General features: G+C 65.9%; 19 protein-coding genes. 7 read left to right on the forward strand and 12 right to left on the reverse strand.

Translation table 11 applies throughout. The features are described 5' to 3' along the window. On the forward strand, positions 1-2,731 hold a 2,731-nt coding region (locus BTH42_RS02415), incomplete at its 5' end, for an EAL domain-containing protein (RefSeq protein ID WP_075295407.1). A gap of 56 nt (positions 2,732-2,787) precedes the next feature. Here BTH42_RS02415 and BTH42_RS02420 read toward each other — a convergent pair. Both BTH42_RS02420 and BTH42_RS02425 read right to left on the reverse strand, forming a co-directional pair. After that, positions 2,788-3,399 carry a glutathione S-transferase family protein gene (locus BTH42_RS02420; protein ID WP_075295409.1) on the reverse strand — a complete coding sequence of 204 codons (612 nt, stop codon included), beginning with the start codon at positions 3,397-3,399 and terminating at the stop codon, positions 2,788-2,790. A gap of 65 nt (positions 3,400-3,464) precedes the next feature. Then, positions 3,465-3,860: an acyl-CoA thioesterase gene (locus BTH42_RS02425; RefSeq protein WP_075295411.1), complete on the reverse strand. Its 396-nt coding sequence runs from the start codon at positions 3,858-3,860 to the stop codon at positions 3,465-3,467. A 326-nt stretch (positions 3,861-4,186) separates the two neighbouring features. Between BTH42_RS02425 and BTH42_RS02430 the strand changes: the two genes are divergently transcribed. Continuing rightward, a complete protein-coding gene (locus BTH42_RS02430; RefSeq protein ID WP_075295413.1) occupies positions 4,187-6,097 on the forward strand; it encodes an ABC transporter ATP-binding protein/permease in 1,911 nt (636 codons plus the stop codon). A gap of 21 nt (positions 6,098-6,118) precedes the next feature. On the opposite strand, the gene murU is transcribed toward BTH42_RS02430, so the two are convergent. Both murU and BTH42_RS02440 read right to left on the reverse strand, forming a co-directional pair. Further along, positions 6,119-6,826: an N-acetylmuramate alpha-1-phosphate uridylyltransferase MurU gene (gene murU, locus BTH42_RS02435; RefSeq protein WP_075295415.1), complete on the reverse strand. Its 708-nt coding sequence runs from the start codon at positions 6,824-6,826 to the stop codon at positions 6,119-6,121. A gap of 9 nt (positions 6,827-6,835) precedes the next feature. Beyond that, complete coding sequence (locus tag BTH42_RS02440) at positions 6,836-7,903, reverse strand: aminoglycoside phosphotransferase family protein (RefSeq protein WP_075295417.1); 1,068 nt, start codon at positions 7,901-7,903, stop codon at positions 6,836-6,838. 225 nt (positions 7,904-8,128) lie between these two features. On the opposite strand from BTH42_RS02440, the gene BTH42_RS02445 reads away from it, so the two are divergent. The 4 genes from BTH42_RS02445 to rsmA all read left to right on the forward strand — a co-directional run bounded on the left by BTH42_RS02445 (position 8,129) and on the right by rsmA (position 13,894). Next, the gene (locus BTH42_RS02445) at positions 8,129-10,501 is read left to right on the forward strand and encodes an LPS-assembly protein LptD (protein WP_075295419.1); all 2,373 of its coding nucleotides are present in this window, start codon (positions 8,129-8,131) and stop codon (positions 10,499-10,501) included. A gap of 65 nt (positions 10,502-10,566) precedes the next feature. Continuing rightward, positions 10,567-11,931: a peptidylprolyl isomerase gene (locus BTH42_RS02450; protein ID WP_178392103.1), complete on the forward strand. Its 1,365-nt coding sequence runs from the start codon at positions 10,567-10,569 to the stop codon at positions 11,929-11,931. A gap of 13 nt (positions 11,932-11,944) precedes the next feature. Beyond that, positions 11,945-12,955, forward strand: a complete 1,011-nt coding sequence (gene pdxA, locus BTH42_RS02455) for a 4-hydroxythreonine-4-phosphate dehydrogenase PdxA (RefSeq protein ID WP_075295423.1) — start codon at positions 11,945-11,947, stop codon at positions 12,953-12,955. A 96-nt stretch (positions 12,956-13,051) separates the two neighbouring features. Further along, on the forward strand, positions 13,052-13,894 hold the full coding sequence (gene rsmA, locus BTH42_RS02460; protein ID WP_075295430.1) for a 16S rRNA (adenine(1518)-N(6)/adenine(1519)-N(6))-dimethyltransferase RsmA: 843 nt from the start codon (positions 13,052-13,054) through the stop codon (positions 13,892-13,894). A 24-nt stretch (positions 13,895-13,918) separates the two neighbouring features. Here the strand turns inward: rsmA and BTH42_RS02465 are convergent, their stop codons facing one another. After that, complete coding sequence (locus BTH42_RS02465) at positions 13,919-14,887, reverse strand: DMT family transporter (protein ID WP_075295431.1); 969 nt, start codon at positions 14,885-14,887, stop codon at positions 13,919-13,921. Between the two features lie 239 nt (positions 14,888-15,126). Here BTH42_RS02465 and gloA point away from each other — a divergent pair, with 239 nt between their 5' ends. Then, the gene (gene gloA / locus BTH42_RS02470; protein ID WP_075295433.1) at positions 15,127-15,513 is read left to right on the forward strand and encodes a lactoylglutathione lyase; all 387 of its coding nucleotides are present in this window, start codon (positions 15,127-15,129) and stop codon (positions 15,511-15,513) included. Positions 15,514-15,573: 60 nt separating this feature from the next. On the opposite strand, the gene BTH42_RS02475 is transcribed toward gloA, so the two are convergent. The 7 genes from BTH42_RS02475 to mnmA form a co-directional block, all read right to left on the reverse strand. Further along, positions 15,574-16,479: a M48 family metallopeptidase gene (locus BTH42_RS02475; RefSeq protein ID WP_075295507.1), complete on the reverse strand. Its 906-nt coding sequence runs from the start codon at positions 16,477-16,479 to the stop codon at positions 15,574-15,576. Between the two features lie 40 nt (positions 16,480-16,519). Next, the gene (locus BTH42_RS02480) at positions 16,520-17,278 is read right to left on the reverse strand and encodes a 1-acyl-sn-glycerol-3-phosphate acyltransferase (protein WP_075295435.1); all 759 of its coding nucleotides are present in this window, start codon (positions 17,276-17,278) and stop codon (positions 16,520-16,522) included. A 49-nt stretch (positions 17,279-17,327) separates the two neighbouring features. After that, positions 17,328-17,882: a D-glycero-beta-D-manno-heptose 1,7-bisphosphate 7-phosphatase gene (gmhB, locus tag BTH42_RS02485; RefSeq protein ID WP_075295436.1), complete on the reverse strand. Its 555-nt coding sequence runs from the start codon at positions 17,880-17,882 to the stop codon at positions 17,328-17,330. A gap of 10 nt (positions 17,883-17,892) precedes the next feature. Beyond that, positions 17,893-19,992 carry a glycine--tRNA ligase subunit beta gene (gene glyS / locus BTH42_RS02490; protein ID WP_075295438.1) on the reverse strand — a complete coding sequence of 700 codons (2,100 nt, stop codon included), beginning with the start codon at positions 19,990-19,992 and terminating at the stop codon, positions 17,893-17,895. Positions 19,993-20,007: 15 nt separating this feature from the next. Further along, positions 20,008-21,015, reverse strand: a complete 1,008-nt coding sequence (gene glyQ / locus BTH42_RS02495; protein ID WP_075295440.1) for a glycine--tRNA ligase subunit alpha — start codon at positions 21,013-21,015, stop codon at positions 20,008-20,010. A gap of 261 nt (positions 21,016-21,276) precedes the next feature. Next, the gene (locus BTH42_RS02500; protein WP_075295442.1) at positions 21,277-22,887 is read right to left on the reverse strand and encodes an FMN-binding glutamate synthase family protein; all 1,611 of its coding nucleotides are present in this window, start codon (positions 22,885-22,887) and stop codon (positions 21,277-21,279) included. A 557-nt stretch (positions 22,888-23,444) separates the two neighbouring features. Further along, entirely contained in the window at positions 23,445-24,683 is a 1,239-nt protein-coding gene (gene mnmA, locus BTH42_RS02510; RefSeq protein WP_075295445.1) for a tRNA 2-thiouridine(34) synthase MnmA, read from the reverse strand. Positions 24,684-24,789: the final 106 nt, after the last annotated feature.

Here is a 24,789-nt window from a genome sequence, read left to right on the forward strand (position 1 = left end):
CGCGCGCACCGCCGCGACCGACACCCCCACCTCCGCCGCACCCACCCACCTGCGCCTCGCTCCCGCGCTCGCACGCGTCGAAGCCGCGCTCGCGGTGCTGCGCGACGAGGAAAACCGCGCGCTCCAGAACTCGCTCGCGCGCTCGGCCAGCGACAGCGAGCGCGCACTGTTCGTGCTGATCGTCGCGATGCTGGCCGGCAGCGCGCTGCTGCTGCTGACCTTCGGCGTGCGCGAGAGCAGCGCGCGCGAAAAGCTGCGCAGCGTCCGCGCGCTGGTGCGCAACGACGATCGCTTTCGCAGCATGTTCGACGATCACTCGTTGCCGATGTACATCTTCGATCGCGACACGCTGCGCTTTCTGGCCGTCAACGCGGCCGCGATCCAGCAGTACGGCTACACCGAAAGCGAGTTTCTGAACATGACGATCCGCGCGATCCGGCCGAGCGCCGAGATCGGGCGCCTCGAAATGCATTTGCAGCGCAGCGCCGCGCTGCGCCAGGGTCACACGATGGCGGGCATCTGGCGGCATCGGCGCAAGGACGGCTCGCAGATCAGCGTCAACGTGTCGTATCACTCGCTCAGTTTCGCCGGCTGCGACGCGCAGTTCGTGCTGGCCGACGACGTCACCGACCAGATCAACGCGGAAGCCGAGGCGCTGCGGTCGAGCCAGATGCTCGAAGCGGTGATCGACAACATCCCGCAGCGGATCTTCTGGAAGGACCTCAATTCGCGCTATCTCGGCTGCAACATGGCGTTCGCGCGCGACGCGGGGCTCGCGTATCCGGAGCAGGTGGTCGGCAAGAGCGACGCCGAGTTGCCGTGGCGCGCGTTCGCGTCGCTGCTGAACGAGCACGATCGCGAGGTTGTCAGCACCAACGTGCCGAAGATGAACTTCGAGGTCGACTTCGTGATCGACGGCGAGCATCGCACCACGGTCACGAGCAAGCTGCCGTTTACCGACGGCGACGGTCAGGTGATCGGCGTGCTCGGTTCGTACACCGACATCACCGAACGCAAGCGCGCCGATCTCGCGCTGCGTCTGCAAAGCCGCGCGCTCGACGCGAGCGTCAACGCGATTCTGATCACCGCGCCGTCGCCGGCGGGCAATCTGATCGAGTACGTGAACCCGGCGTTCATGCGGATCACCGGCTACGATCCGGCCGAGGTGATCGGCCACGACTGCCGCGTATTGCAACGCGACGACCGCGATCAGGAAGGCGTCGCGCTGATCCGCGAGGCGCTCGCGGCGAACCGCGAGGTCAGCGCGGTGGTGCGCAATTATCGTAAGGATGGCGCACTATTCTGGAACCAGCTGTTTATCGCGCCGGTGCCGAATGCCGAAGGCGTGATCACCCATCACATCGGCGTGATCAACGACGTGACCGAGTTGATGCGCTATCAGGAACAGCTCGAATATCAGGCCAATTACGACGAACTGACCCGGCTGCCGAACCGCAATCTGCTGCGCGACCGGCTCGAACATGCGCTAGTGATCGCGCAGCGGCATCACAGCGGCGTCGCGGTCGTGTTCCTCGATCTCGACGGCTTCAAGAACGTCAACGACAGCCTTGGGCACAGCGTCGGCGACCGGCTGCTGAGCGTGGTCGCCGAACGCCTCGCGCGCTGCTCGCGCACCAGCGACACGGTCGCGCGCCACGGCGGCGACGAGTTCGTGATCGTGATGACCGACACCGTCGACGAACAGTCGCTGATCGCGTGGATGGAGCGCGTGCGCGCGGCGATCTCGGAGCCGGTGTGGCTCGACGGCACCGAGCTGTATGTGGGCTGCAGCATGGGCGCGAGTCTGTTCCCGCAGGATGGCGAGGACGCCGAAACATTGATGAAGAAGGCCGACGTCGCGATGTACCGCGCCAAGGACATGGGCCGCAACACGTTCCAGTTCTATCAGCCGGAGATGAACGCGAGCGCGGGCGCGCGCCTGAATCTCGAACGCCGGCTGCGCCGCGCGCTGCGCGACAACGAATTCCTGCTGCACTATCAGCCGCAGGTCGATATCGGCAGCGGCCAGATCGTCGGCATCGAGGCGCTGGTGCGCTGGCACGACCCGGAGGTCGGGCTGGTGCCGCCGTCGTCGTTTATTCCGCTCGCGGAGGAAAGCGGGCTGATCGGGCCGTTGTCAGAGTGGGTGTTGCGCGAGGCGTGCCGGCAAAACAAGGCGTGGCAGCAGCAGGGGCTGCCGCCCGCGCGGGTGTCGGTGAATCTGTCGGCGCGGGTGTTCCAGCAGCGCGATATCGCCAAGCTGGTGATGCAGGTGCTCGCCGAAACCGGGCTCGAACCGAAGTATCTCGAACTCGAATTGACCGAGAGCACGATCATGCGCAACGCGGAGGAGGCGGTGTCGATGCTCAACGAGCTGCACGCGCTCGGCATCGGCCTCGCGATCGACGACTTCGGCACCGGCTATTCGAGCCTCAGCTATCTGAAGCGCTTCCCGGTCGACCGGCTGAAGATCGACCGCTCGTTCGTGTCGGACATCGGCATCTGCGGCGACGACGAGACGATCACCTCGGCGATCATCGCGCTCGCGCATTCGCTGAAGCTGCAGGTGATCGCCGAGGGCGTGGAGACGTCGGCGCAACTCGACTTCCTGAAAGCGCGCGCGTGCGACGAGATGCAGGGCTTTTACTTTGCGAAGCCGCTATCGACCGAGGCGATTTCCGAGCTGCTGCACGGCGGCCAGGTGCGGGAGCTGGAGCCGGAGCCGGCATAAAAAAACAGGGCGCCACGCGGCGCCCTGTTTTGCTTCGGTTCGGCGTCAACTGCCGCTTATTCCGGCGGCGTGTCCTTGAATACCGGGAGGCTTTCCGCATGCGCGGAAAACTGCTCCAGTTGCGGATGCGCGGCCTTGCTGATCATCTCCGGCAGCATCATGTGCGTGAACTGCCACGCGACCGCAACCGCCACTTCCGCTGCGGTGAACTGCTCCTGCCGCTCGGGCAACGGCGCGGCGGCCAGCTCGCGTTCGAGTTCATCGAAAGCGGCGAACAGTTGCGCGCGAACCCGCTCGAGCCACGGTTCATGCTGTTTCTCGGCCGGCCGCAGATTGCGTTCGTAGACGATCTGCACGGCCTTTTCGTTCGCGGCGAGCGCGAGGCCGGTCAGACGCGCGGCGCGCAAGGCGGCCTCGGGCGCGGTCGGGAACAGCGGGGTGGGGCCGGTGAGCGTCGCCAGATACTGCAGGATCACCGTCGAATCCATCAGCGCGGTGCCGTTGTCGGTGAGCAGCGTCGGCGCCTTGACGACCGGGTTCAGCGCCTTGAACTGCTCGTAAGTGCGGAACACCGAAATCGATTCGTGAGCGAATTCGAGCTTGAGCAGCTTCATGCAGATGGCGACGCGCCGCACGTACGGCGAGTCGAGCATTCCAATCAGTTTCATCGCGTTCCCGTTCGAAGATCGACAGCGAGCGCCCGGACCCCGGACGCGGGGCAAATCAGACTTGCTCAGTCCAGCACCGGCAGCGCGCGCGGGCGGCGATCGCTGTCGGTGGCGACGTAGGTGAGGATGGCTTCGGTGACCTTGACGACTTCCTGGGTGAGGCTCATCCGCTGCGCGTAGACCTCGACCGACACCGTGACCGACGTATTGCCGGTCTTCACGATGTCCGCGTAAAAGCTCAGCAGATCGCCGACGAACACCGGCTGCTTGAACAGGAACGAGTTGACCGCGATCGTCGCGACCCGGCCGTTCGCGCGGCGGCTCGCCGGAATCGAGCCGGCGATGTCGACCTGCGCCATGATCCAGCCGCCGAACACGTCGCCGTGGATGTTCGCATCCGACGGCTGCGGCATCACGCGCAGCGCGCAGGGTTTGGACGGAAGTTGAAGAAGATCGCTCATCGGGACATCCTTGGGATTCGGGTTCACGCGGGGTGAGTGCTGCGTGGTGATTGTTGTAGTGGCCGGACCGGCGCGGCCGTATCAGTGTCGCGTGTCGCGCGAGGCGCGCTGGCGGCACGCGATGACCAGTCCACGAAAAGCGCCGCCAGCCGGCTTCTGCGACAATACCGGGATCAGGAATTGTACGGGAAAGCGCCCAGTGAAGCGCGCCTCCCGCGTGGCGCGGCGGCCTTTGGGCCGGGCGTTTCGCGCGGGTCGCCGAGGCCCTTCGAGCCACCCCGCGCCGCTGCGAACTCCGGCAATTCCACACTCTCCCCCGAAGATCCATGCGCCGCGCCCTGCCGTCCGAACCCTCGCCGATTTCCACCCAGCCCCGTAACGACTGGCAGACCATTCTGTCGCTGCTGCCGTATCTCGCCACCTATAAATGGCGCGTCGGCTTCGCGCTCAGTTGCCTGATCGGCGCGAAGGTCGCCAATCTCGGCGTGCCGATCGTGATGAAGCGGATCGTCGACAGCCTCGCGTCGGTCCAGCATCTGACCGCGCTCGGCCGCGCGCAGGACGCGCCCGGCATCGTGCTGCTCGGCGGGATCGGTCTGCTGGTGGTCGCGTATGCGGTGGTGCGGCTGTCCACGTCGTTTTTCACCGAACTGCGCGAGATCCTGTTTTCGAAGGTGACCGAAAGCGCGGTGCGCCAACTGGCGCTGAAAGTGTTCCGTCATCTGCACGGGCTGTCGTTGCGCTTTCATCTGGAGCGGCAGACGGGCGGGATGTCGCGCGATATCGAACGCGGCACGCGCGGCATTACCCAGCTGATTTCGTATTCGCTGTACAGCATCCTGCCGACGCTGGTCGAAGTCGGCCTCGTGCTGGGCTTTTTCGTCGTCAAATACGAGGCCTATTACGCGATCGTCACGTTCGCCGCGCTCGCGGTGTACATCGTGTTCACGGTGAAGGTCACCGAATGGCGCACGCATTTCCGTCGCACGATGAACGAACTCGATTCGAAGGCGAACTCGCGCGCGATCGATTCGCTGCTGAACTACGAGACCGTCAAGTACTTCGGCAACGAGGAGTGGGAGGCGAGCCGCTATGACGAGAACCTGAAGCGCTATCGCACCGCGGCGATCAAGTCGCAGCGCTCGCTGTCGGCGCTGAACTTCGGCCAGCAGGCGATTATCGGCACTGGTCTGGTGTTCATTCTGTGGCGCGCGACCCAGGGCGTGATGGCCGGGCGCCTGACGCTCGGCGATCTGGTGCTGATCAACACGTTCATGCTGCAGCTCTATATTCCGCTGAATTTTCTCGGCGTCGTGTATCGCGAGCTGAAGCAGAGCCTGACCGACATGGACCGGATGTTCTCGCTGCTCGGCGCGCCGCAGGAAGTGCCCGACGCACCCGATGCGCAAGCGTTGCAGGTGAGCGGCGCGCAGGTGCGCTTCGAGCACGTGAGCTTCGGCTATGAACCGACGCGGCAGATTCTGCACGACGTCAGCTTCACGATCGCAGCCGGCACGACGACCGCGGTGGTCGGCCATAGCGGCTCGGGCAAGTCGACGCTCGCGCGGCTCCTGTTCCGCTTCTACGATCTGCAGCGCGCGGACGGCGGCGCGATCCGGATCGACGGGCAGGATATTCGCGACGTCACGCAGGATTCGCTGCGCGCGTCGATCGGCATCGTGCCGCAGGACACCGTGCTGTTCAACGATTCGATCTACTACAACATCGCGTACGGCCGGCCGTCGGCGAGCCGCGACGAGGTAATCGCCGCCGCGCGCGCCGCGCATATTCACGAGTTCATCGAAAGCTTGCCGAAAGGCTATGACACGCCGGTCGGCGAGCGGGGGCTGAAGCTGTCGGGCGGGGAAAAGCAGCGGGTCGCGATTGCGCGGACCATCCTGAAGAATCCGCCGATCCTGCTGTTCGACGAAGCGACCTCCGCGCTCGATTCGCGCTCCGAGCGCGCGATCCAGCACGAACTGGACGTGATCGCGCGCGAACGCACGACGCTGATCATCGCGCACCGGCTATCGACGGTCGTGCACGCGCAGCAGATCATCGTGATGGACAAGGGGCGGATCGTCGAGCGCGGCACGCATGCGGAATTGCTGCGCGCGAATGGACTGTTCGCGCAGATGTGGGCGTTGCAGCAGCGCGCGGCGCAGGCGCCGGCGGTGCCGCCGGATGCGCCGGAGGCGGTGAGCGGCGAAGTCGGCGCGGATACCGGCGCGCGGTGAGCTGGGCGGCCGCGCCCGTGGTCAACGCGCGCGCAGCACCCGATCCAGCGCCTCCAACTGCGCCTGAGTTCCGACGTTCTCCCACAAGCCTTCGTAAAGCTCGCCGCTCGCGAGCCCACGCGCGATCGTCTCGCGGTAGTACGGGCTCAGCGCGCGCCGCGTGCCGCGCGGCAGATCGCGGAACATCCGCGTGTCATAGAGCCCGAAACTCGCGAACGTGAAACGCGGCTGCGTATCGAGCGACAGCACGCCGTCAACGAGACCGAAATCGCCGTTCGGGTGAAACGCCGGATTCGGCACCATCACCAGATGCATGCCCGGCTCGGGCAACGCCTGCAAACGGTCGGCATGCGCGTGCAGCGTCGCGTAATCGAACTCGGTGTAGACATCGCCGGCGACCGCGACGAACAGCTGATCCGCGCCGCCGTCGGTCAACAGCGGCAACGCCTGTGCGATCCCGCCGGCGGTTTCCAGCGCGTCGTGCTCGGCCGAATAGCGCAACTCGACGCCCCAGCGCGAACCGTTGCCGAGCGCCGCTTCGAACTGCTCACCGAGCCACGCATGATTGATCACGATGCTCGTGATCCCGGCCCGCGCGAGCCGTTCGATCTGCCACACGATCAGCGGCTGGCCGCCGACTTCGAGCAACGGCTTCGGGCAAGCGTCGGTCAGCGGACGCATGCGCTCGCCGCGCCCGGCGGCGAAAATCATCGCTTTCTTGATAGACATCGTGCTCGCTCAGAACGTGTAGCCGACTTCCTGCGCGCGGCCTTCGAGGTCGTCGAGCAGTTTCGCGAAGCCGCGCAGCGGCGCATAACGCTCCGCCACCTTGCGCGCATAGCCGATGAAGCGCGGCAGGTCGTTCATGTAATGCGCCTTGCCGTCGCGGTAGTTGATCCGGCAGAAGAGGCCCAGCACCTTGATATGGCGCTGCAGCCCCATCCATTCGAGCTGGCGGTAGAACTCGCCGAAGTCCGGGTCGACCGGCAGGCCGGCTTTTTTGGCCCGCTCCCAGTAGTACACGAAGCAGTCGAGCTCGAACTCCTCGTCCCAGCCGAGGAACGCGTCGCGCAGCAGCGACACCACGTCGTACGTGATCGGCCCGTACACCGCGTCCTGGAAGTCGAGCACGCCGGGGTTCGGTTCGGCGATCATCAGATTGCGGGGCATGAAATCGCGCAGCATGAAGCTTTGCGGCTGCGCGCGCGCGCTCGCGACCAGCAGCGCGAACGTGCGATCGAGCAGCGCGCGAGTATCTTCGTCGACCTCGCGGCCCAGATGGCGGCCGATGAACCACTCGGGCATCAGTTCCATTTCGCGGCGCAGGAACGCTTCGTCGAACGGCGGCAGCACGTCTTCGCGCGAACTCAGTTGCCAGCGGATCAGCGCGTCGAGCGCGTCGCGCATCAGCGTGCGCGCGCGGCGGGTGTCGCCGGCGGCCTGCGCGTCGGTCAGCGCGCCGAGGTACGACGCGGTGCCCAGATCGGTGACGAGCATGAAGCCGGCGTCGAAATCGACTTCCAGCACGCGCGGCACATGCACGCCGGCGGCTGCGAGCAGTTCGGCGATCTGCGCGAATTCGCGGCATTTTTCCGGCGGCGGCGCGTCGACCGCGATCAGCGTGGCCGCGCCGTTGCCTTGCGGCGCCTTACCGGCGAGCCGGAAATAGCGGCGGAAACTGGCGTCGGAAGAGGCGGCGACGAGGGTGTCGAGCTCGAGCGCATGATGCGCCGCGTGGCCTTGCAGCCAGGCTTTGAGCAGGGAGAGACGGGTGTCTTGAGGGTCTTGGGTGGCGGGCAGCGTCATGAAAACCGGCGGCAAATTCTTGGGGGCAACGTCTTGCCATATAATACCCCACGACTTTTTTGACGCGACTCACACGCCAGCTTTTGCGTGTTGCGTTTTACCGCCCGCCTTAGCATCGGCAAATAGTGAATCCAGATGTGCAGCCGACTCTCGCGGTCGCGGTGCGCAGGCGGTGGATCGTGACGACGGCAAGGCTGGCTCACGGGTCGATTCGCCAAACGATACATGCCGCCCAGACAGCTTTCCAATTCCACTCCCTCCTGTGCAGTAGTGCCGCGCAAACGGCGGCTCGTCGCGGCGCTCGTTGCCGTTCCGGGTCTGATGCCCGCGCTTGCGCACGCCCAGTTGGCGGGGGAAGCTGCGCAGCCTCAACCGATCGATCCGCCGTGGGGCATGCAGATGGCCCCGCAGCTCGAAGAGCATCCGCTGCAAAGCGGTCAGCGGCCCGCCACCTTCGTGCTCGGCGAGCACGCGGCCGGCACGATCGACCAGGATCTCGCGGTCAAGGGCGCGGCCGAGGTGCGTCACGGCACGGCCGTGATCAAGTCCGACGCGCTGCACTATGACCAGGACACGGACATGGCCGACGCGTACGGCAATGTCCACGTGACCAATACCGGCAATACCTTCATCGGTCCCGAAGCGCACCTGCGCGTCGATTCGACCGAAGGGTTCATGACCGCGCCGAAGTACCACTTCAACGTGACGGGCGGCTCCGGCAGCGCGGAGCGGGTCGACCTGCTCGACGCCGAGCGCTCGGTGTTCACGAGGGGCACTTATACGGCGTGCGCGTGCACGGACAATCCGGCCTGGTACATCAAGGGCAGCGAGTTCGATTTCGACACCGGCGCGGACGAAGGCGTCGCCTACAACAGCGTGCTGTTCTTCCAGGGCGTGCCGGTGTTCGCGTCGCCGTGGCTGTCGTTCCCGCTGTCGGGCGACCGGCGCAGCGGGCTGCTGCCGCCCACGTTTTCGCTGAGCTCGACCAATGGCTTCGAGCTGTCGGTACCGTATTACTTCAACATCGCGCCGAACCGCGACCTGACGCTCACGCCGCGGCTGATCTCGAAGCGCGGCGTGCAGTTGCAGGCCGCGTTCCGCTATCTGTCGCCGACGTACTCCGGCTCGATCACCGGCGAGTTCCTGCCCGACGACCGGCTGACGAAGACCAACCGTTACGCGCTGTACATCCAGCACAACCAGAACTTCGGTAACGGCTTCGGCGGCTACATCTACTACAACAAGGTTTCGGATAACACTTATCCGGAAGATCTGTCGTCGTCGGTCAACCAGTTCATGAACGGCACCCAGCTCCTGTATCAACAGGAAGCCGGGTTGACGTATAACAACGGCCCGTGGTCGGTGCTCGCGCGCGAGCAGCACTGGCAGACGCTGGAGCCGTCGATCGCGCCGTACGGCCGCGAGCCGCAGTTGAACGTGAAGTACGCGAAGTACAACGTCGGCGGTTTCGACTTCGGCGCCGAGGCCGACTACACGCGGTTCCGCATCACCACCGCGGACATGAGCGAAGGCCAGCGGGTGATGTTCAACCCGTACCTGTCGTATTCGGTGGTCGGGCCGGGCTACTTCGTCACGCCGAAGGTGCAATGGCACTTCGCGTCATACGACCTGAACAACATCGGCACTGACCTCGCGGGCGTGCCGAATCCGCAGAAGAACTTCACCGAGTCGATTCCGACCTTCACGTTCGACACCGGGTTGATCTTCGAGCGCTCGGTGCGGGTGTTCGGCGCGGACTATATCCAGACGCTGGAGCCGCGCCTGTACTACGTGTACACGCCGTACCGCAATCAGGACAACGCGCCGCTGTTCGACACCGCCGAGTCCGACTTCGGTCTGGCGGAAATCTTCACGCCGAACACCTTCGTCGGTAACGACCGGATCGCCGATGCGAACCGTCTGACCGCCGGCCTGACCACCCGCTTCATCAACCCGGCGACGGGCGACGAACGCGCGCGCTTCGTGATCGCGCAGCAGTACTATTTCCGCGATCAGCGCGTCACGCTGCAGCCGAGTCAGACCAGCACCCAGGCGACCCATTCGGACCTGATCGTCGGCGCGTCCGTCAAGCTGGGCGCCGGTTTCGCGTCGGAAACGGCGTTCCAATATAATGCCGACAACAACCAGCTCGTGAAAACGAGCGTCGGTTTCGGCTTCAGCCCCGCGACCGGCAAGGTGCTCAACGTCGGCTATCGCTACACCCGCGCGAACACCACGCTGGACAACCAGCCGATCAATCAGATCGTGATCTCGGGGCAATGGCCGCTGACGCACCGGGTGTTCGGGGTCGGGCGCTTCAATTACGACCTCGGCGGTCACCGGATCGTCGACGGTCTGGTCGGGCTGCAATACGACGCGGACTGCTGGACCCTCGGCGCCGGTCTGCAACGCTATGCGAACGGCCTGAACACGTCGGGACAGAATCAGTCGAGTACGCGATTTCTCGCGCAGTTGACGTTCAAGGGCCTGTCGAGCGTCGACAACGGACTGATAACCGCGTTCCGCAGCAGTGTGGCCGGTTATACGCCGCTGCCGCCGCCGCCACCGCCGGAGTCGCGGTTCACCAATTACGAATGACGTTCGCGCGGTCATTCATGGCATGCGAAAAGACGGGCGAAGCGCCCGACATCATTGGAGTATCTGTGGCAATCATCAAACAGCTTCGCTTGGCAACGCTCGCGGCGGCTCTCGTCGGCGCGGCGTCTTTCCTTCCGGTTGCGCCGGCACAGGCGCAGGCGTTGGGCGGCAGTAGCGGCCAGACGGTCGACACCATCGCCGCGGTGGTCAACAACGGTGTCATCACGCGGCGCGAACTCGAAGAACGGGTCAGCCTGATCACGCACCGCCTGAATCAGCAGAACGCGCCGGTGCCGCCGCTCGACCAGCTGCGCCAGCAGGTGCTCACGCAGATGGTGCTCGAACGCATCCAGTTGCAGAAGGCCAAGGAAGACGGCATCAACATCGACGACGCGGCGGTGCAGCGTACGCTCGAGCGTCTCGCGCAAGCCAACAACATGACGTTCGAAATGTACCGCGCGCGGATCGAGGCGCAGGGCGTGCCCTGGAGCACGTTCACCGGCGATGCGCGCACCGAGCTGACGCTGTCGCGTCTGCGCGAGAAGGAAGTCGATAGCAAGATCACGGTGTCGGACGCCGAGGTCGCGAACTACATCGCCAGCCAGCGCGGCCCGAATGCCGGTCAGACCAACGACCTGCGGATCCAGCACATCCTCGTGAAAGCGCCGCTGAACGCCGCGCAGACCGACATCGAAGCGGCCCAGAAGAAAGCCGAAGGCCTGCTCGCCGAAGCGAAGGGCGGGGCCAGTTTCGAAAAGCTCGCGAAGTCGAACTCGCAGGCACCGGATGCTGCGAAGAACGGCGGCGATCTCGGTTTCCTCGCGCCGGCGAAGCTGCCGCCCGAGTTCGTGAAGGCCGCGTCGGCACTGCGTCCGGGTGAGGTCAATCCGGAGCTGATCCGCACCAACGACGGTTTCGAAATCGTCCGTCTGGTCGAGCGCCGCGCCGGTCAGGGCACCAGCGCGGATGCGCCGAAGCTCGTGCAGACGCACGTGCGCCACATCCTGCTGCGCGTCGGCGACGGTCAGTCCGAGCCGCAAGCGCGCCAGAAACTGCTCGACATCCGTAACCAGATCGCCGCGGGCGGCGACTTCGCGAAGTTCGCGCGCACCTACTCGCAGGACGGTTCGTCGTCGCAAGGCGGCGACCTCGGCTGGATCAGCCCGGGCGAGACGGTGCCGGAGTTCGAGCGCGCGATGAACTCGCTGCAGGACGGCCAGATCAGCGAGCCGGTGCGCAGCGAATACGGCTACCACCTGATCCAGGTGCTGGGCCGCCGCGACGCGGAAGGCTCGATCTCGCAGCAGATGGACCTCGCGCGTCAGGCGATCGGCCAGCGCAAGGCGGAGCAGGCCTACGCCGACTGGCTGCGCGAGCTGCGCGACACCGCGTACGTCGAAGTGAAGCCCAGCGTGATGGGCGCTCAATAAGCGGAATCAGCTAATGACCAGCGCCGCCCCGTCCGTCCAACGCCCGCTGCGGATCGCGATCACGACCGGCGAGCCCGCCGGCGTCGGTCCGGAGCTGACCGCGCAGGCGCTGGCCGGCGCGGCCGCGCACTGGCCCAACGCGCAGTTCACCGTGCTCGGCGACGCGCAGCTGCTGGCCGAACGGGCGCGCGCGGTCGGCGTCGACTGGGCCGCGTTGCTCAGTGGCGGTGCGCGCGTGCGGGTCGGGCATCGCGCGCTCGGCGCGCCGGCGCGGGCGGGCAAGCTGGATGCCGCGAACGGCCGCTATGTGCTCGATCTGCTCGATGCGGCGATCGACGGCGCGGTGGCCGGCAGCTTCGACGCGATCGTCACCGCGCCGCTGCAAAAAAGCACGATCAACGATGCCGGTGTGCCGTTCACCGGTCACACCGAATATCTGGCCGAACGCACTCATACCCCACGCGTGGTGATGATGCTGGCCGGCACCGGCAAGCGGCCGCTGCGGGTCGCGCTCGCGACCACCCACCTGCCGTTGAAGGACGTGTCGGCGGCGTTGACGATCGATAGCCTCGTCGACACGCTGCGCATCATCGATCAGGATTTGCGTCAGCACTTCGGTCTGCCCGCGCCGCGCATCCTGGTGACCGGACTGAACCCGCATGCGGGCGAAAACGGCTACCTCGGTCGCGAGGAAATCGACGTGATCACGCCGGCGTTGCAGCAGGCGAACGGTGCGGGCATCGACGCACGCGGACCGTATCCGGCCGACACGCTGTTCCAGCCGCGCTATCTCGACGAAGCCGACTGCGTGCTCGCGATGTTCCATGACCAGGGCCTGCCGGTGCTCAAATACGCGACCTTCGGCGAAGGCATCAACGTGACGTTGGGACTACCGATCATTCGCACCTCGGTCGACCACGGCACCGCGCTCGATCTGGCCGGCACCGGCCGCGCCGACGCGGGCAGCCTGATCGCCGCGATCGATACCGCAGTGTCGATGGCACGGCATCGGCGCGGGAGCTGACGGCGCTCGTGTTGTGAGCGGGCCGTTCGCGCATCGCGCGGTTTTCCGCGGTTTCCCTTTTCTCAAGCAGTTTTCTTTCTAGCGTTTCTTTCTTCGATGTCCACCAGCAGACAGCAAGGCCGGCACCAGGGCCATCTCGCGCGCAAGCGTTTCGGTCAGAACTTTCTGGTCGACATGGGCGTGATCGATTCGATCGTCGACGTGATCCGGCCGCAGCGCGGCGAGCGCATGGTCGAGATCGGACCGGGACTCGGCGCGCTGACCGAACCGCTGATCGAGCGGCTCGCGACGCCCGAGTCGCCGCTCCATGCGGTCGAACTGGACCGCGATCTGATCGGCCGCCTGAAGACCAAGTTCGGCGATCTGCTCGAACTGCACGCGGGCGATGCGCTCGCGTTCGATTTCGGCTCGCTCGCGGCGCCGGGCGAGAAGGCGTCGCTGCGCATCGTCGGCAATCTGCCGTACAACATTTCGAGTCCGCTGCTGTTTCATCTGGCGACGTTCGCCGAGCAGGTGATCGATCAGCACTTCATGTTGCAGAACGAGGTGGTCGAGCGGATGGTCGCGGAGCCGGGCACCAAGGCGTTCAGCCGGCTGTCGGTGATGCTGCAGTACCGCTACGTGATCGACAAGCAGCTCGACGTGCCGCCCGAGTCATTCCAGCCGCCGCCGAAAGTCGATTCGGCGATCGTGCGGATGATTCCGTACGAGCGGCACGAGCTGCCGGTGGTCGACGAAAAGGTGCTCGGCGAAGTGGTGACGGCAGCGTTCTCGCAGCGTCGCAAGATGCTGCGCAATACGCTGTCGGCGTTTCGCGACACGGTGGATTTCGACGCGCTCGGTTTCGACCTGCAACGCCGCGCGGAAGACGTGCCGGTCGCCGAGTATGTGAGCGTCGCGCAGGCCGTGGCGGCAAGTGCGGCGGGGGCGGCGGAGTAAGTCTCGCGCCGCGACGGGCAGCTGTCAGGCAGCGGCCCGTTTCGCCGGTGCGTTGACCAGCGCGATCCCGCTCAACACCAGCAGCGCGGCGACCAGAAAGCGCGTGCTGAACGACTCGCCGAGCAGCAGCACGCCGAAGGTCACGCCGAACAGCGGCGTCAGAAACGAAAACACCGACAGCCGCGACGCGATATAGCGCGTCAGCAGCCAGAACCACAACAGATAGCTGACGAACGCGACCACCACCGCCTGGTACGCGAGGCTCGCGAGCGCGAGCGGCGTCACCGTCTCGATCCGCATCTGGCCAAGTCCGAGCGCCAGCGCGAGCAGCACCACCGCCGACACCGCCAGCTGATAGAACAGCGTCTTGCTCGCACTCGTATGCGCGAGGCGCGAGCCGCGCACGACCACCGTGGTCGCCGCCCATGCGATGCCGGCCAGCACGCCGAGCGCATCGCCGGCGGCGCCCGCGAGCGTCGAGCCGTGCGGCGCGCCCGTAGCCGGCGTTGCAGCCGAACCCGCCCCCGTGTGCAGGAAGCCGTCGGCGAACGCGAGTGCGATCCCCGCGAACGCGACGCCGATGCCGAGCCACTGGATCCGCCGCATCCGTTCGCCGTCGACGAACCAGTGCAGACCGAGCGCGGTGAAGCACGGCGCGGTGTACAGGAACACCGCCATGCGCGACGCGCTCGTCAGCGTGAGGCCGAGAAAGATGCAGATGAACTCGGCCGCGAACAGCACACCGGCGAGCAGCCCCGCGCCGAGCGTGCCGTCGTCGCGAAACAGCGGCGTGCCGCGCGAGCGCGCCCACGCCCACACCAGCACCGACGCGATCGCCGAGCGCAGCCCCGCCTGAAAGACCGGCGGCACCGTCACATTGGTGGTTTTGATCGCGACCTGCTGAAGTCCCCAGATCGCGCACAAGCCGATCATCAGCAGGATGGCGAAGCTATCGGGGGCGCGACGCGCGGGTGAGGCGGTGGTAGTGCTCATGGGCGGTGTAGGGGACGCGAGAATGTATTAGGACGTTATGTTCGAGCGGCGTGCACGACGCGCTCGCGCGACAGACGCATACGATAGCAAACCTGCCTGCGTGCCGAGTAATGTCCGCCGGCCGCACCGGTCACTCAGGCCGCGCTACAAGGCACGCGGGATGCTGCCAGGTCCTGCAACGGTGCCCGATTCCGGGTACATTTACGGTCTCGTTATTCAGCAACAACAGGGAGTGCGCAATGCGCCTGCTTCACACCATGCTCCGCGTCGGCGACCTCGATCGTTCGATTAATTTCTACACCGAACTGCTCGGCATGAAACTGCTGCGCCGCGAAGACTATCCGGACGGCAAATTCACGCTGGCGTTCGTCGGCTACAGCGACGAACGCGACGGCACCGTCATCGAGCTGACGCACAACTGGGACACGCCGTCGTACGACCTCGGCAGCGGTTTCGGCCACCTCGCGGTGGAAGTGGAAGACGCGTACGCCGCGTGCGACAAGATCAAGGCGCAGGGCGGCACCGTCGTGCGCGAAGCCGGTCCGATGAAGCACGGCACGACCGTGATCGCATTTGTCACGGACCCTGACGGCTACAAGATCGAATTCATTCAGAAGAAAAAGTGATGTGAGCGGCGGGCGACGCGGGTGGATACGCGTCACCGCCGTCCCTCTGTCACCGCCGCGTCAAAGCGTCGGCAGCAATTCCGGCGGATGCGACTTCAGCGTCTGCCGCGCCTCGCGAAATTCCGGAAAAATCGATTCGACGGTCTGCCAGAAGCGCGGACTGTGGTTCATCTCGCGCAGATGCGAGAGTTCGTGCGCGACCACGTAATCGATAATCGACAGCGGGAAGTGGATCAGCCGCCAGTTCAGGCGGATCTTGCCGTCGCTCGAGCAGCTGCCCCAGCGCGTCGCCGCCGACGACAGCGCGTACGTCCGGTAATTGACCCCCAGCTTCTGCGCGTAGATCGCGAGCCGTTCGCCGAACAGGCGCTTCGCTTCGCCCTGCAGCCAGCCCTGCACGCGGTCCTTGATCTGCTGCGGATCGGCCTGCGACGGCAGCGGCAATTGCAGCATGGCCTGCGCCGGATCGAACGCGAGCATCCCGCGCGGCGCGCCGAGCGTCACGCGCACCGGTTGGCCGAGATAGGGCACTTCGGCACCATCCTTCCACTCGATCTTCGGCAACGCGCGTTGCTCGACGCGAGTCTGCCATTCGATCAGCTTCGTGAAAATCCAGCGCTGTTTTTCGGTGATCGCGTTTTCGATGTCGGCGAGCGTGACCCAGCGCGGCGCGGTGATCGTGAGGCCGGTGCTGTCGATCGCGAAACCGATCGAGCGGCGTGCCGAGCGCTTGAGCGCGTAGTGCAGCGTGCGCGAGCCGATGGTCAGGCTGCGCAGCTTGCTGCCGTCCGGCGCGAGCGGCGACGCGGGTGGTTGAATGGTCGGCGCCGCCGCGCCGGGCGAACCGGGCGCGGACGACACAGGTGATGGAGACGACGATGTCGACCCCGGCTCGGCGAAGAGCGGGAGATCGAGTTGCCGGTTTTCGAGCGCCGCGGCGGGTTGCGGCGTGGGAGACTTCTGCATCGGCTTCGCTTCGCGCAACACGCCGCGGGGGCGTGGCGCGTCAGATGGGAGCGGCGGCGGAATCGTTGGCCGCCGAGCGGTAAGCAGTGGGATCGATGCGGCGCATTTCGGCTTCGATCCACTGCTCGACGCGCTTGTTCACTTCATCGGGCGTGAGGCCCGTCGTGTCGATCGGCTTGCCGATCGACACCGTGACTATACCCGGATATTTCAGGAACGAGTTACGCGGCCATACGCGGCCCGCGTTGTGCGCGATCGGCACGACCGGCGCGCCGGCCGAGACAGCGAAGCGCGCGCCGCCGGTCTTGTACTTGCCCTGCTTGCCGGTCGGCGTGCGGGTGCCTTCCGGGAACATGATCACCCATGCGCCTTCGGCCATCCGCGTCTTGCCCTGGTTGATCACCGACTCGAACGCGTACTTGCCTTCCTTGCGGTTGATGTGAACCATCTTCAGCATGCCGAGCGCCCAGCCGAAAAACGGCACGTACAGCAGCTCGCGCTTGAACACGTAGCACAGCGGCCGCGGCATCAGCGCCGGAAAGGCCACCGTTTCCCACGCCGACTGGTGCTTTGACAGCAGCACGGCCGGACCGTCGGGCAGGTTCTCGTAACCTTCGATCCGATAGCGGATGCCGTTCAGCCAGCGCACCGTCCACAGCGTCAGGCGGCACCAGCCGGCCGCCATCCAGTAGCGGTTTTCAGCGCGCAGGAACGGAAACGCGATGAAGCACGCGGTTGCGTACGGCACCGTGACCAGCACGAAATAGATCAGCAGCAGCAGGGAGCGGAGTGTGCGCATCGGCGTAAAGATTGGGGGTAGGGAGCGCGCGGTACGCGAGGGTGCCGGCTTACTCCTGGGCGTCGGCGAGGAAGTCCAGCGCGAACGCGCGCAGGTCGTCGTGCACGATCGTGCCTTCGGGCAGGCCGCCGGCGGCGAGCGTCTTGCGGCCCTTGCCGGTCAGCACCAGATGCACTGGATGACCGAGCACCGCTCCCGCCTGCAGATCGCGCAGCGAATCGCCGACCACGTGCGTTTGCGCGGGATCGATCTCGAAGCGCTCGGCGATCATCTTCAGCATGCCGGGCTTCGGCTTGCGGCATTCGCAATGGTCTTCGGCCGTGTGCGGGCAGAAGAACACCGCTTCGATGCGTGCGCCGACCGCGGCGGCGGCGCGGTGCATCTTCAGGTGCATTGCATTCAACGCGTCCATGTCGAACAGACCGCGGCCGATGCCCGACTGATTGGTCGCGACCGCGACGCGATAGCCCGCCTGGTTCAGGCGCGCGATCGCTTCGAGTGCGCCCGGCAGCGCGACCCACTCGTCCGGCGACTTGATGAACGCGTCGGAGTCGGCGTTGATCACGCCGTCGCGGTCGAGAATCACCACTTTCTTGTTCGGCATGGCGCGATGCTCAGGCGGCGAGTCGGGAAATGTCGGCGACGCAGTTCATCTGCTGATGCAGCGCGCCGAGCAGTGCCAGACGGTTCGCACGCAACGCCGGATCTTCGGCGTTGACCATCACGTCGTTGAAGAACGTGTCGACCGGTTCGCGCAGCGCGGCGAGCGCGGTCAGCGCACCGGTGTAGTCGCGCGCGGCCAGTTGCGACTGCACGCGCGGCGTGACCTGCTCGAGCTGCGCGTTGAGCGCCTGCTCGGCCGCTTCGGTCAGCAGCGCCGGCTGCACGGCGCCGTTGCCCACGCCTTCCGACTTCTTCAGGATGTTCGAGATGCGCTTGTTGGCCGCCGCGAGCGATGCCGCTTCGGCGAGCGTCGCGAACTCACGCACCGCATCCAGACGCGCGACGATGTCGTCGAGGCGCGTCGGGTTCAGTGCCAGCACCGCGTCGATCTCGCCGGCCGCGTAGCCGCGTTCGCGCAGCAGACCGCGCAGGCGGTCCATGCTGAACTCGTAGATCGCGGCGGTCGAATCGGCGACGTTCGGCACGCCGGCGAATTGCGCGTATGCGGCGCGCAGCAGTTCGACGAAGTCGACCGGCAGTTGCTTCTCGACCAGAATCCGCAGCACGCCGAGCGCGTGACGGCGCAGCGCGAACGGGTCTTTCTCGCCGGTCGGTTGCAGGCCGATGCCCCAGATGCCGACCAGCGTTTCGAGCTTGTCGGCGAGCGCGACGACGGTGCCGGTTGCGGTGGTGGGCAACGCATCGCCGGAGAAGCGCGGCTGATAGTGCTCCGAGCACGCGAGCGCGACTTCTTCCGGCTCGCCGTCGTGGCGCGCGTAGTACGTGCCCATCGTGCCTTGCAGCTCGGGGAATTCGCCGACCATGTCGGTGATCAGGTCGGCCTTCGCGAGGCGCGCGGCGCGCTTGGCGAGGGTCACGTCCGCGCCGGTCAGCGCGGCGATCGCGCCGGCCAGACCTTCGAGACGCTCGACGCGTTGCAGCGCCGAACCGAGCTTGTTGTGATAGACGACGTTCGCGAGCAGCGGCACGCGCTCGGCGAGCGGCTTCTTCTTGTCCTGCGTGAAGAAGAACTTCGCGTCGGCCAGACGCGGGCGCACCACGCGTTCATTGCCTTCGACGATCTCGTTCGGCGTATCGGTCTCGATGTTCGACACGATCAGGAAGCGCGAGCGCAGCTTGCCGTTCGCATCGGTCAGCGCGAAGTACTTCTGGTTGGTCTGCATCGTCAGGATCAGGCATTCCTGCGGGACCTGCAGGAATTCGTCCTCGAAGCGGCACTCGTAGACGGCCGGCCATTCGACCAGCGACGTCACTTCGTCGAGCAGCGCGTCCGGCATCACGACCTTGTCTTCGCCTGCCAGCGCGAGCAGTTGCGAGCGGATCGCTTCCTTGCGCTCGATGAAGCTCGCGATCACGCGGCCGCGATGTTGCAGCGTTTCCGCGTACGACTGCGCGTGCTGGATCTGCACGAAGCCTTCGGACAGGAAGCGGTGGCCGAGCGTGGTGTCGTCGGCGTCGATGCCGAGTGTGCTGACCGGCACGATTTCTTCGCCGTGCAGCGCGGTCAGGCGATGCACCGGGCGCACGAACTGCACGGTCGAGCCGTCGGGGCGCTGATAGGTCATCGGCTTTGCGACCGGCAGCTTGGCGAGCGTTTCGTCGAGCGCGGCTTGCAGGCCGTCGGCCAGCGTCGCGCCCGGTGCCGCGTAGCGCAGGAAGAACGCTTCGGCCTTGCCGTCCTGCGCGCGTTCGAGGTCGTTCACCGAGAAGTCGGGGAAGCCGAGCGCGGCGAGTTTCTTCGCGAGCGGCGCGGTGGGCTGGCCGTCTTTGTCGAGCGCGACGGAGACCGGCAGCACTTTTTCGCGCACGTGTTTTTCCGGCGCGACCGCGCGCACGTTGTGGATCGTCACCGCGAGGCGGCGCGGCGTTGCGTAGCGTTCGAACGACGGTTCGCCGTCGATCAGGTCGCGCGCCGCGAGGCGCTGCACGATGCCTTCGGCGAACGCGTCGCCGAGACGCGCGAGGGCCTTCGGCGGCAGTTCTTCAGTCAGCAGCTCGACGAGCAGGGTAGCGTGTTGAGATTGAGTCATGAGGTGAAATTCTCGTCAGTCCTGATCGATCTTGCGTTCGACTTTCAGCGGCGGCGCCCACGCGGGCATCGCGGCTTCCTGCTCGTCGGTGGTGAGGCCGGGCACGCCGTGCACCGGATTGCCGAGCATCGGGAAGCCGAGCTTTTCGCGCGATTCGTAGTAAGCCTGCGCAACCAGACGCGACAGCGCGCGAATCCGGCCGATGTAGGCCGCGCGTTCGGTGACCGAAATCGCGCCGCGCGCGTCGAGCAGGTTGAACGTGTGGCCGGCCTTCAGCACGAGTTCGTAGGCGGGCAGCGCGATCTGCGCTTCGATCATGCGCTTCGCTTCGGCTTCGTAGCTGTTGAAGAACGTGAACAGCAGGTCGACGTTCGCGTGCTCGAAGTTGTAGGTGGACTGTTCGACTTCGTTCTGGTGGTACACGTCGCCATAGGTCAGGCGACGCAGTTCCGGGCCGTTCGGGCCTTGCTCTTCCCACTCGGTCCAGACGAGGTCGTAGACGTTCTCGACCTTCTGCAAATACATCGCGAGGCGCTCGAGGCCGTAGGTGATTTCGCCGAGCACCGGCTTGCAGTCAATCCCACCGACCTGCTGGAAGTAGGTGAACTGGGTCACTTCCATGCCGTTCAGCCACACTTCCCAGCCCAGACCCCACGCGCCGAGCGTCGGGTTTTCCCAGTCGTCTTCGACGAAGCGCACGTCGTTCTGCTTCAGGTCGAAGCCGAGCGCTTCGAGCGAGCCGAGGTACAGGTCGAGGATGTTTTCCGGCGCCGGCTTGAGCACCACCTGGTACTGGTAGTAGTGCTGCAGACGGTTCGGGTTCTCGCCGTAGCGGCCGTCTTTCGGGCGGCGCGACGGCTGCACGTAGGCGGCGCGCCACGGCTCGGGGCCGATTGCGCGCAGGAAGGTATGGACGTGGGACGTGCCCGCGCCGACTTCCATGTCGATCGGCTGGAGCAACGCGCAACCCTGCTTGTCCCAGTAGGACTGCAGCGTCAGGATGATTTGCTGAAACGTGAGCATGAAGTGCCTTTCGGGCATGGGGCCGTGCCGCGTACGCCGGAGCGCGCGAGGCGGCCGTGGAGCGAAGTGCTAAACCCGAGATTTTAGCGGAAAGGACAGCGGGACGGCCCGTTTTGCGGGGGAGGGCGGGCCGGGGTGCGGTTTTTGGGCGACAGGTGAGGGATTGACCGCCGCGGCCGGGCGGCAGGATTGCCGCCGCCGGGCCGGCGCCGCCGCTGAGTGCGTTGCGGCGGCTGCGGCCTTGGAGTCGGCGGCGCTGGCTCAGCTCGCCGCCAGCTCCACCTTCGGCGAAAACGAATCGGCCTGCGCGATCGGCCAGTACTTCTCGAACAGCGAATAGCGATAGTTGCCGTTCAGCAGATCGTTCGGTTGCAGATACTTCAGCAGCTCCGACATCAGCCGCACCTCATGCGACGACACCCGCCGCACGATGTGATGCGCGCGCAGCTCGGCCGGATGCTTGAGCCCCGCGGCCTGGATGATCTCCTGCAACGCATGCAGCGTGTTGTGGTGGAAGCTGAACACGCGGTCCGCCTTGTCCGGCACCACCAGCGCGCGCTGGCGCACCGGGTCCTGGGTCGCGACGCCGGTCGGGCAGCGGCCGGTGTGGCAGGTCTGCGCCTGGATGCAGCCGACCGCGAACATGAAGCCGCGCGCCGCGTTGACCCAGTCCGCGCCGATCGCGAGCGTCCTGGTGATATCGAACGCGGTGATCATCTTGCCGCTCGCGCCGATCCGGATGCGCTGGCGCAGGCCGATCCCGACCAGCGTGTTGTGCACCAGCAGCAGCCCTTCCTGCAACGGCACGCCGACGTGATCGGTGAATTCGAGCGGCGCCGCGCCGGTGCCGCCCTCTGCGCCGTCGACAACGATGAAGTCCGGCAGGATGCCGGTTTCCAGCATCGCCTTGGCAATGCCGAAGAATTCCCACGGATGGCCGATGCACAGCTTGAAGCCGGTCGGCTTGCCGCCCGACAGCGTGCGCAGCCGCTCGACGAATTCGAGCAGCTCGCGCGGCGTCGAGAACTCCGAGTGAGTGGCCGGCGAGATGCAGTCGCGGCCCATCGGCACGCCGCGCGTCTCGGCGATTTCCGGCGTGATCTTCGCGGCCGGCAGCACGCCGCCGTGACCCGGCTTCGCGCCTTGCGACAGCTTGATCTCGATCATCTTCACCTGCGGCTCGGCGGCCTGCTTCGCGAATTTCTCGGCGCTGAAGGTGCCGTCGTCGTTACGGCATCCGAAGTAACCGGACGCGATCTCCCAGATGATGTCGCCGCCGTGCACGCGGTGGTATTTCGACATCGAGCCTTCGCCGGTGTCGTGCGCGAAGTTGCCTTTCTTCGCGCCGAGGTTCAGCGCCATGATCGCGTTCGCGGACAGCGAACCGAAGCTCATCGCCGATACGTTGAAGATCGACATCGAATAAGGCTGCGCGCGATCGGGGCCGACCACGATGCGGAAGTCGTGACCGTCGAGCCTCGTCGGCGCGAGCGAGTGGCTGATCCATTCGTGCGCGATCGCCTTGACGTCGAGCTCGGTGCCGTACGGCCGGCTGTCCACGTCGTTCTTCGCGCGCTGATAGACGATGCTGCGCTGCGCGCGCGAGAACGGTTTTTCGTCGGTGTCGTTTTCGACGAAGTACTGACGGATTTCCGGGCGGATGAATTCGAAGATGAAGCGCAGATGGCCCCACAGCGGGTAGTTGCGCAGGATCGCGTGGCGTTCCTGCTTCAGGTCGTACACGCCGAGCGCGACGAGCGCGACCGGCACGATGATCCAGAACCACGACAGATGATGCGTCGCGGCGAGCGCGGCGCAGGCTGCGAACAGTGCGATCGCGCACCACATGGCCAGATAGCGTCGAGAAAACATGGGGACTCCAGTGCAATGAAGATCGTTGCGGCGGGAGCGTCCGCGCGGGTGGCGCGGGCGGAATCCGTCGCGAAGGAAAACTGGCGGTCGCGGCTCACGGGACGGCGCACTTCAGACGAAAGGCGCGGCGCCCGTTGGCGCGAGCGCGCAGTGTGCGGACGTGGGAAGTCCGAAGCTAAGGCGTGCGAATCACCAACAGTCGCATGCGAAAGTGAAGCGGGTGTGAACGGGGAAAGTGACGCGGGCAGCGTGGGTGCGGCGAGTGGCGCACCGGAACGTGAAGCGAAGGCGCTGCGCGCAGCAAGCACGGCCGGCGCAGCAAGCACGGCAGGCGCAGCAAGCACGGCAAGCGCAGCAAGCACGGCAAGCGCAGCAAGCATGGCAAGCATGGCAAGCATGGCAAGCATGGCAAGCATGGCAAGCATGGCAAGCATGGCAAGCACGGCAAGCACGGCAAGCACGGCAAGCACGGCAAGCGCGGCAAGCGCGGCCGGCGCGGCGAGCGGCGGGCGTGTGCCGAAGCCACCCGGTCCGCCGCGCTCGCCGTTGCGCATCGCTCAACGCTCGCCCAGCAGCGCCGCTTTTTGCCGCGTGGCTTGCGGCTGGCCAGACGCGCGCTTGTGCGCCTGCTTGCGCCGTTGCGCGCGCGTTTGCGGCTCCGGCTGATCCTGCGGCAACTCGGCCGGCTGGCCGGTCACCGCGCGTTCGATGATGCCGCCGCCCAGGCACACGTCGCCGTCGTACAGCACCGCCGATTGGCCCGGCGTGACTGCCCACTGCGCGGTTTCGAAGCTCAGCTCGAACAGGCCGTCGCCGATGGCGGACGTACCTGCGGCGGCATTGAAGGTGCACGCCGCATCGGCTTGCCGGTAGCGCGTTTTCGCGCCGCACGCGAAGCCTTCGGCCGGCGGCTCGCCCGCGACCCAGCTGGTATTGCCGGCTACCAGCGTATTGCACAGCAGCCACGGATGATCGTGGCCCTGCGCGACGTACAGCGTATTGCTCGCAATGTCCTTGCCGGCCGCGAACCACGGCTCGCCGCTACCGTCCTTGCTGCCGCCCAGACCGATGCCCTTGCGCTGGCCGAACGTGTAGAACGCGAGGCCGATGTGCTCACCGACGGTCTTGCCGTCGGTGGTCTTCATCGGGCCCGGTTTGGTCGGCAGATAGCGGTTCAGGAAGTCGCGGAACGGCCGCTCGCCGATGAAGCAGATGCCGGTCGAATCCTTCTTCTTCGCGTTCGGCAGACCGATCTTCTCGGCGATCTCGCGCACCTGGGTCTTCGGAATCTCGCCGAGCGGAAACAGCGTCTTCGACAGTTGCGCCTGGTTCAGCCGGTGCAGGAAGTACGACTGGTCCTTCGTGTGATCGAGCGCCTTCAGCAGCTCGAAGCGGCCGTTGTTTTCACGCACGCGCGCATAGTGGCCGGTCGCGATGGTTTCCGCGCCGAGCGACATCGCGTGATCGAGAAAGGCCTTGAACTTGATTTCGGCGTTGCACAGCACGTCCGGGTTCGGCGTGCGGCCGGCCGAGTATTCGCGCAGGAATTCGGCGAACACGCGGTCCTTGTATTCGGCCGCGAAGTTGACCGCCTCGACGTCGATGCCGATCAGGTCCGCGACCGACACCACGTCGATCCAGTCCTGCCGCGTCGAGCAGTATTCGCTGTCGTCGTCGTCTTCCCAGTTCTTCATGAACAGGCCGACCACGTCGTAGCCCTGTTCCTTCAGCAGCCACGCGGTAACCGACGAATCGACGCCGCCCGACATGCCTACTACGACTTTACGCTTGCTCATAAGGTACTCACTGGGTGCTGCATCACTGCGTGGATCTGTGGGGTGGCCGCGCGTGGCGGCCTTGCCGTAATGACTGGATGATTGCGCCGCGGTTCTGTCCGCGCTC

This window comes from Burkholderia sp. SRS-W-2-2016 (genome assembly GCF_001931485.1).
GTDB lineage: Bacteria > Pseudomonadota > Gammaproteobacteria > Burkholderiales > Burkholderiaceae > Paraburkholderia.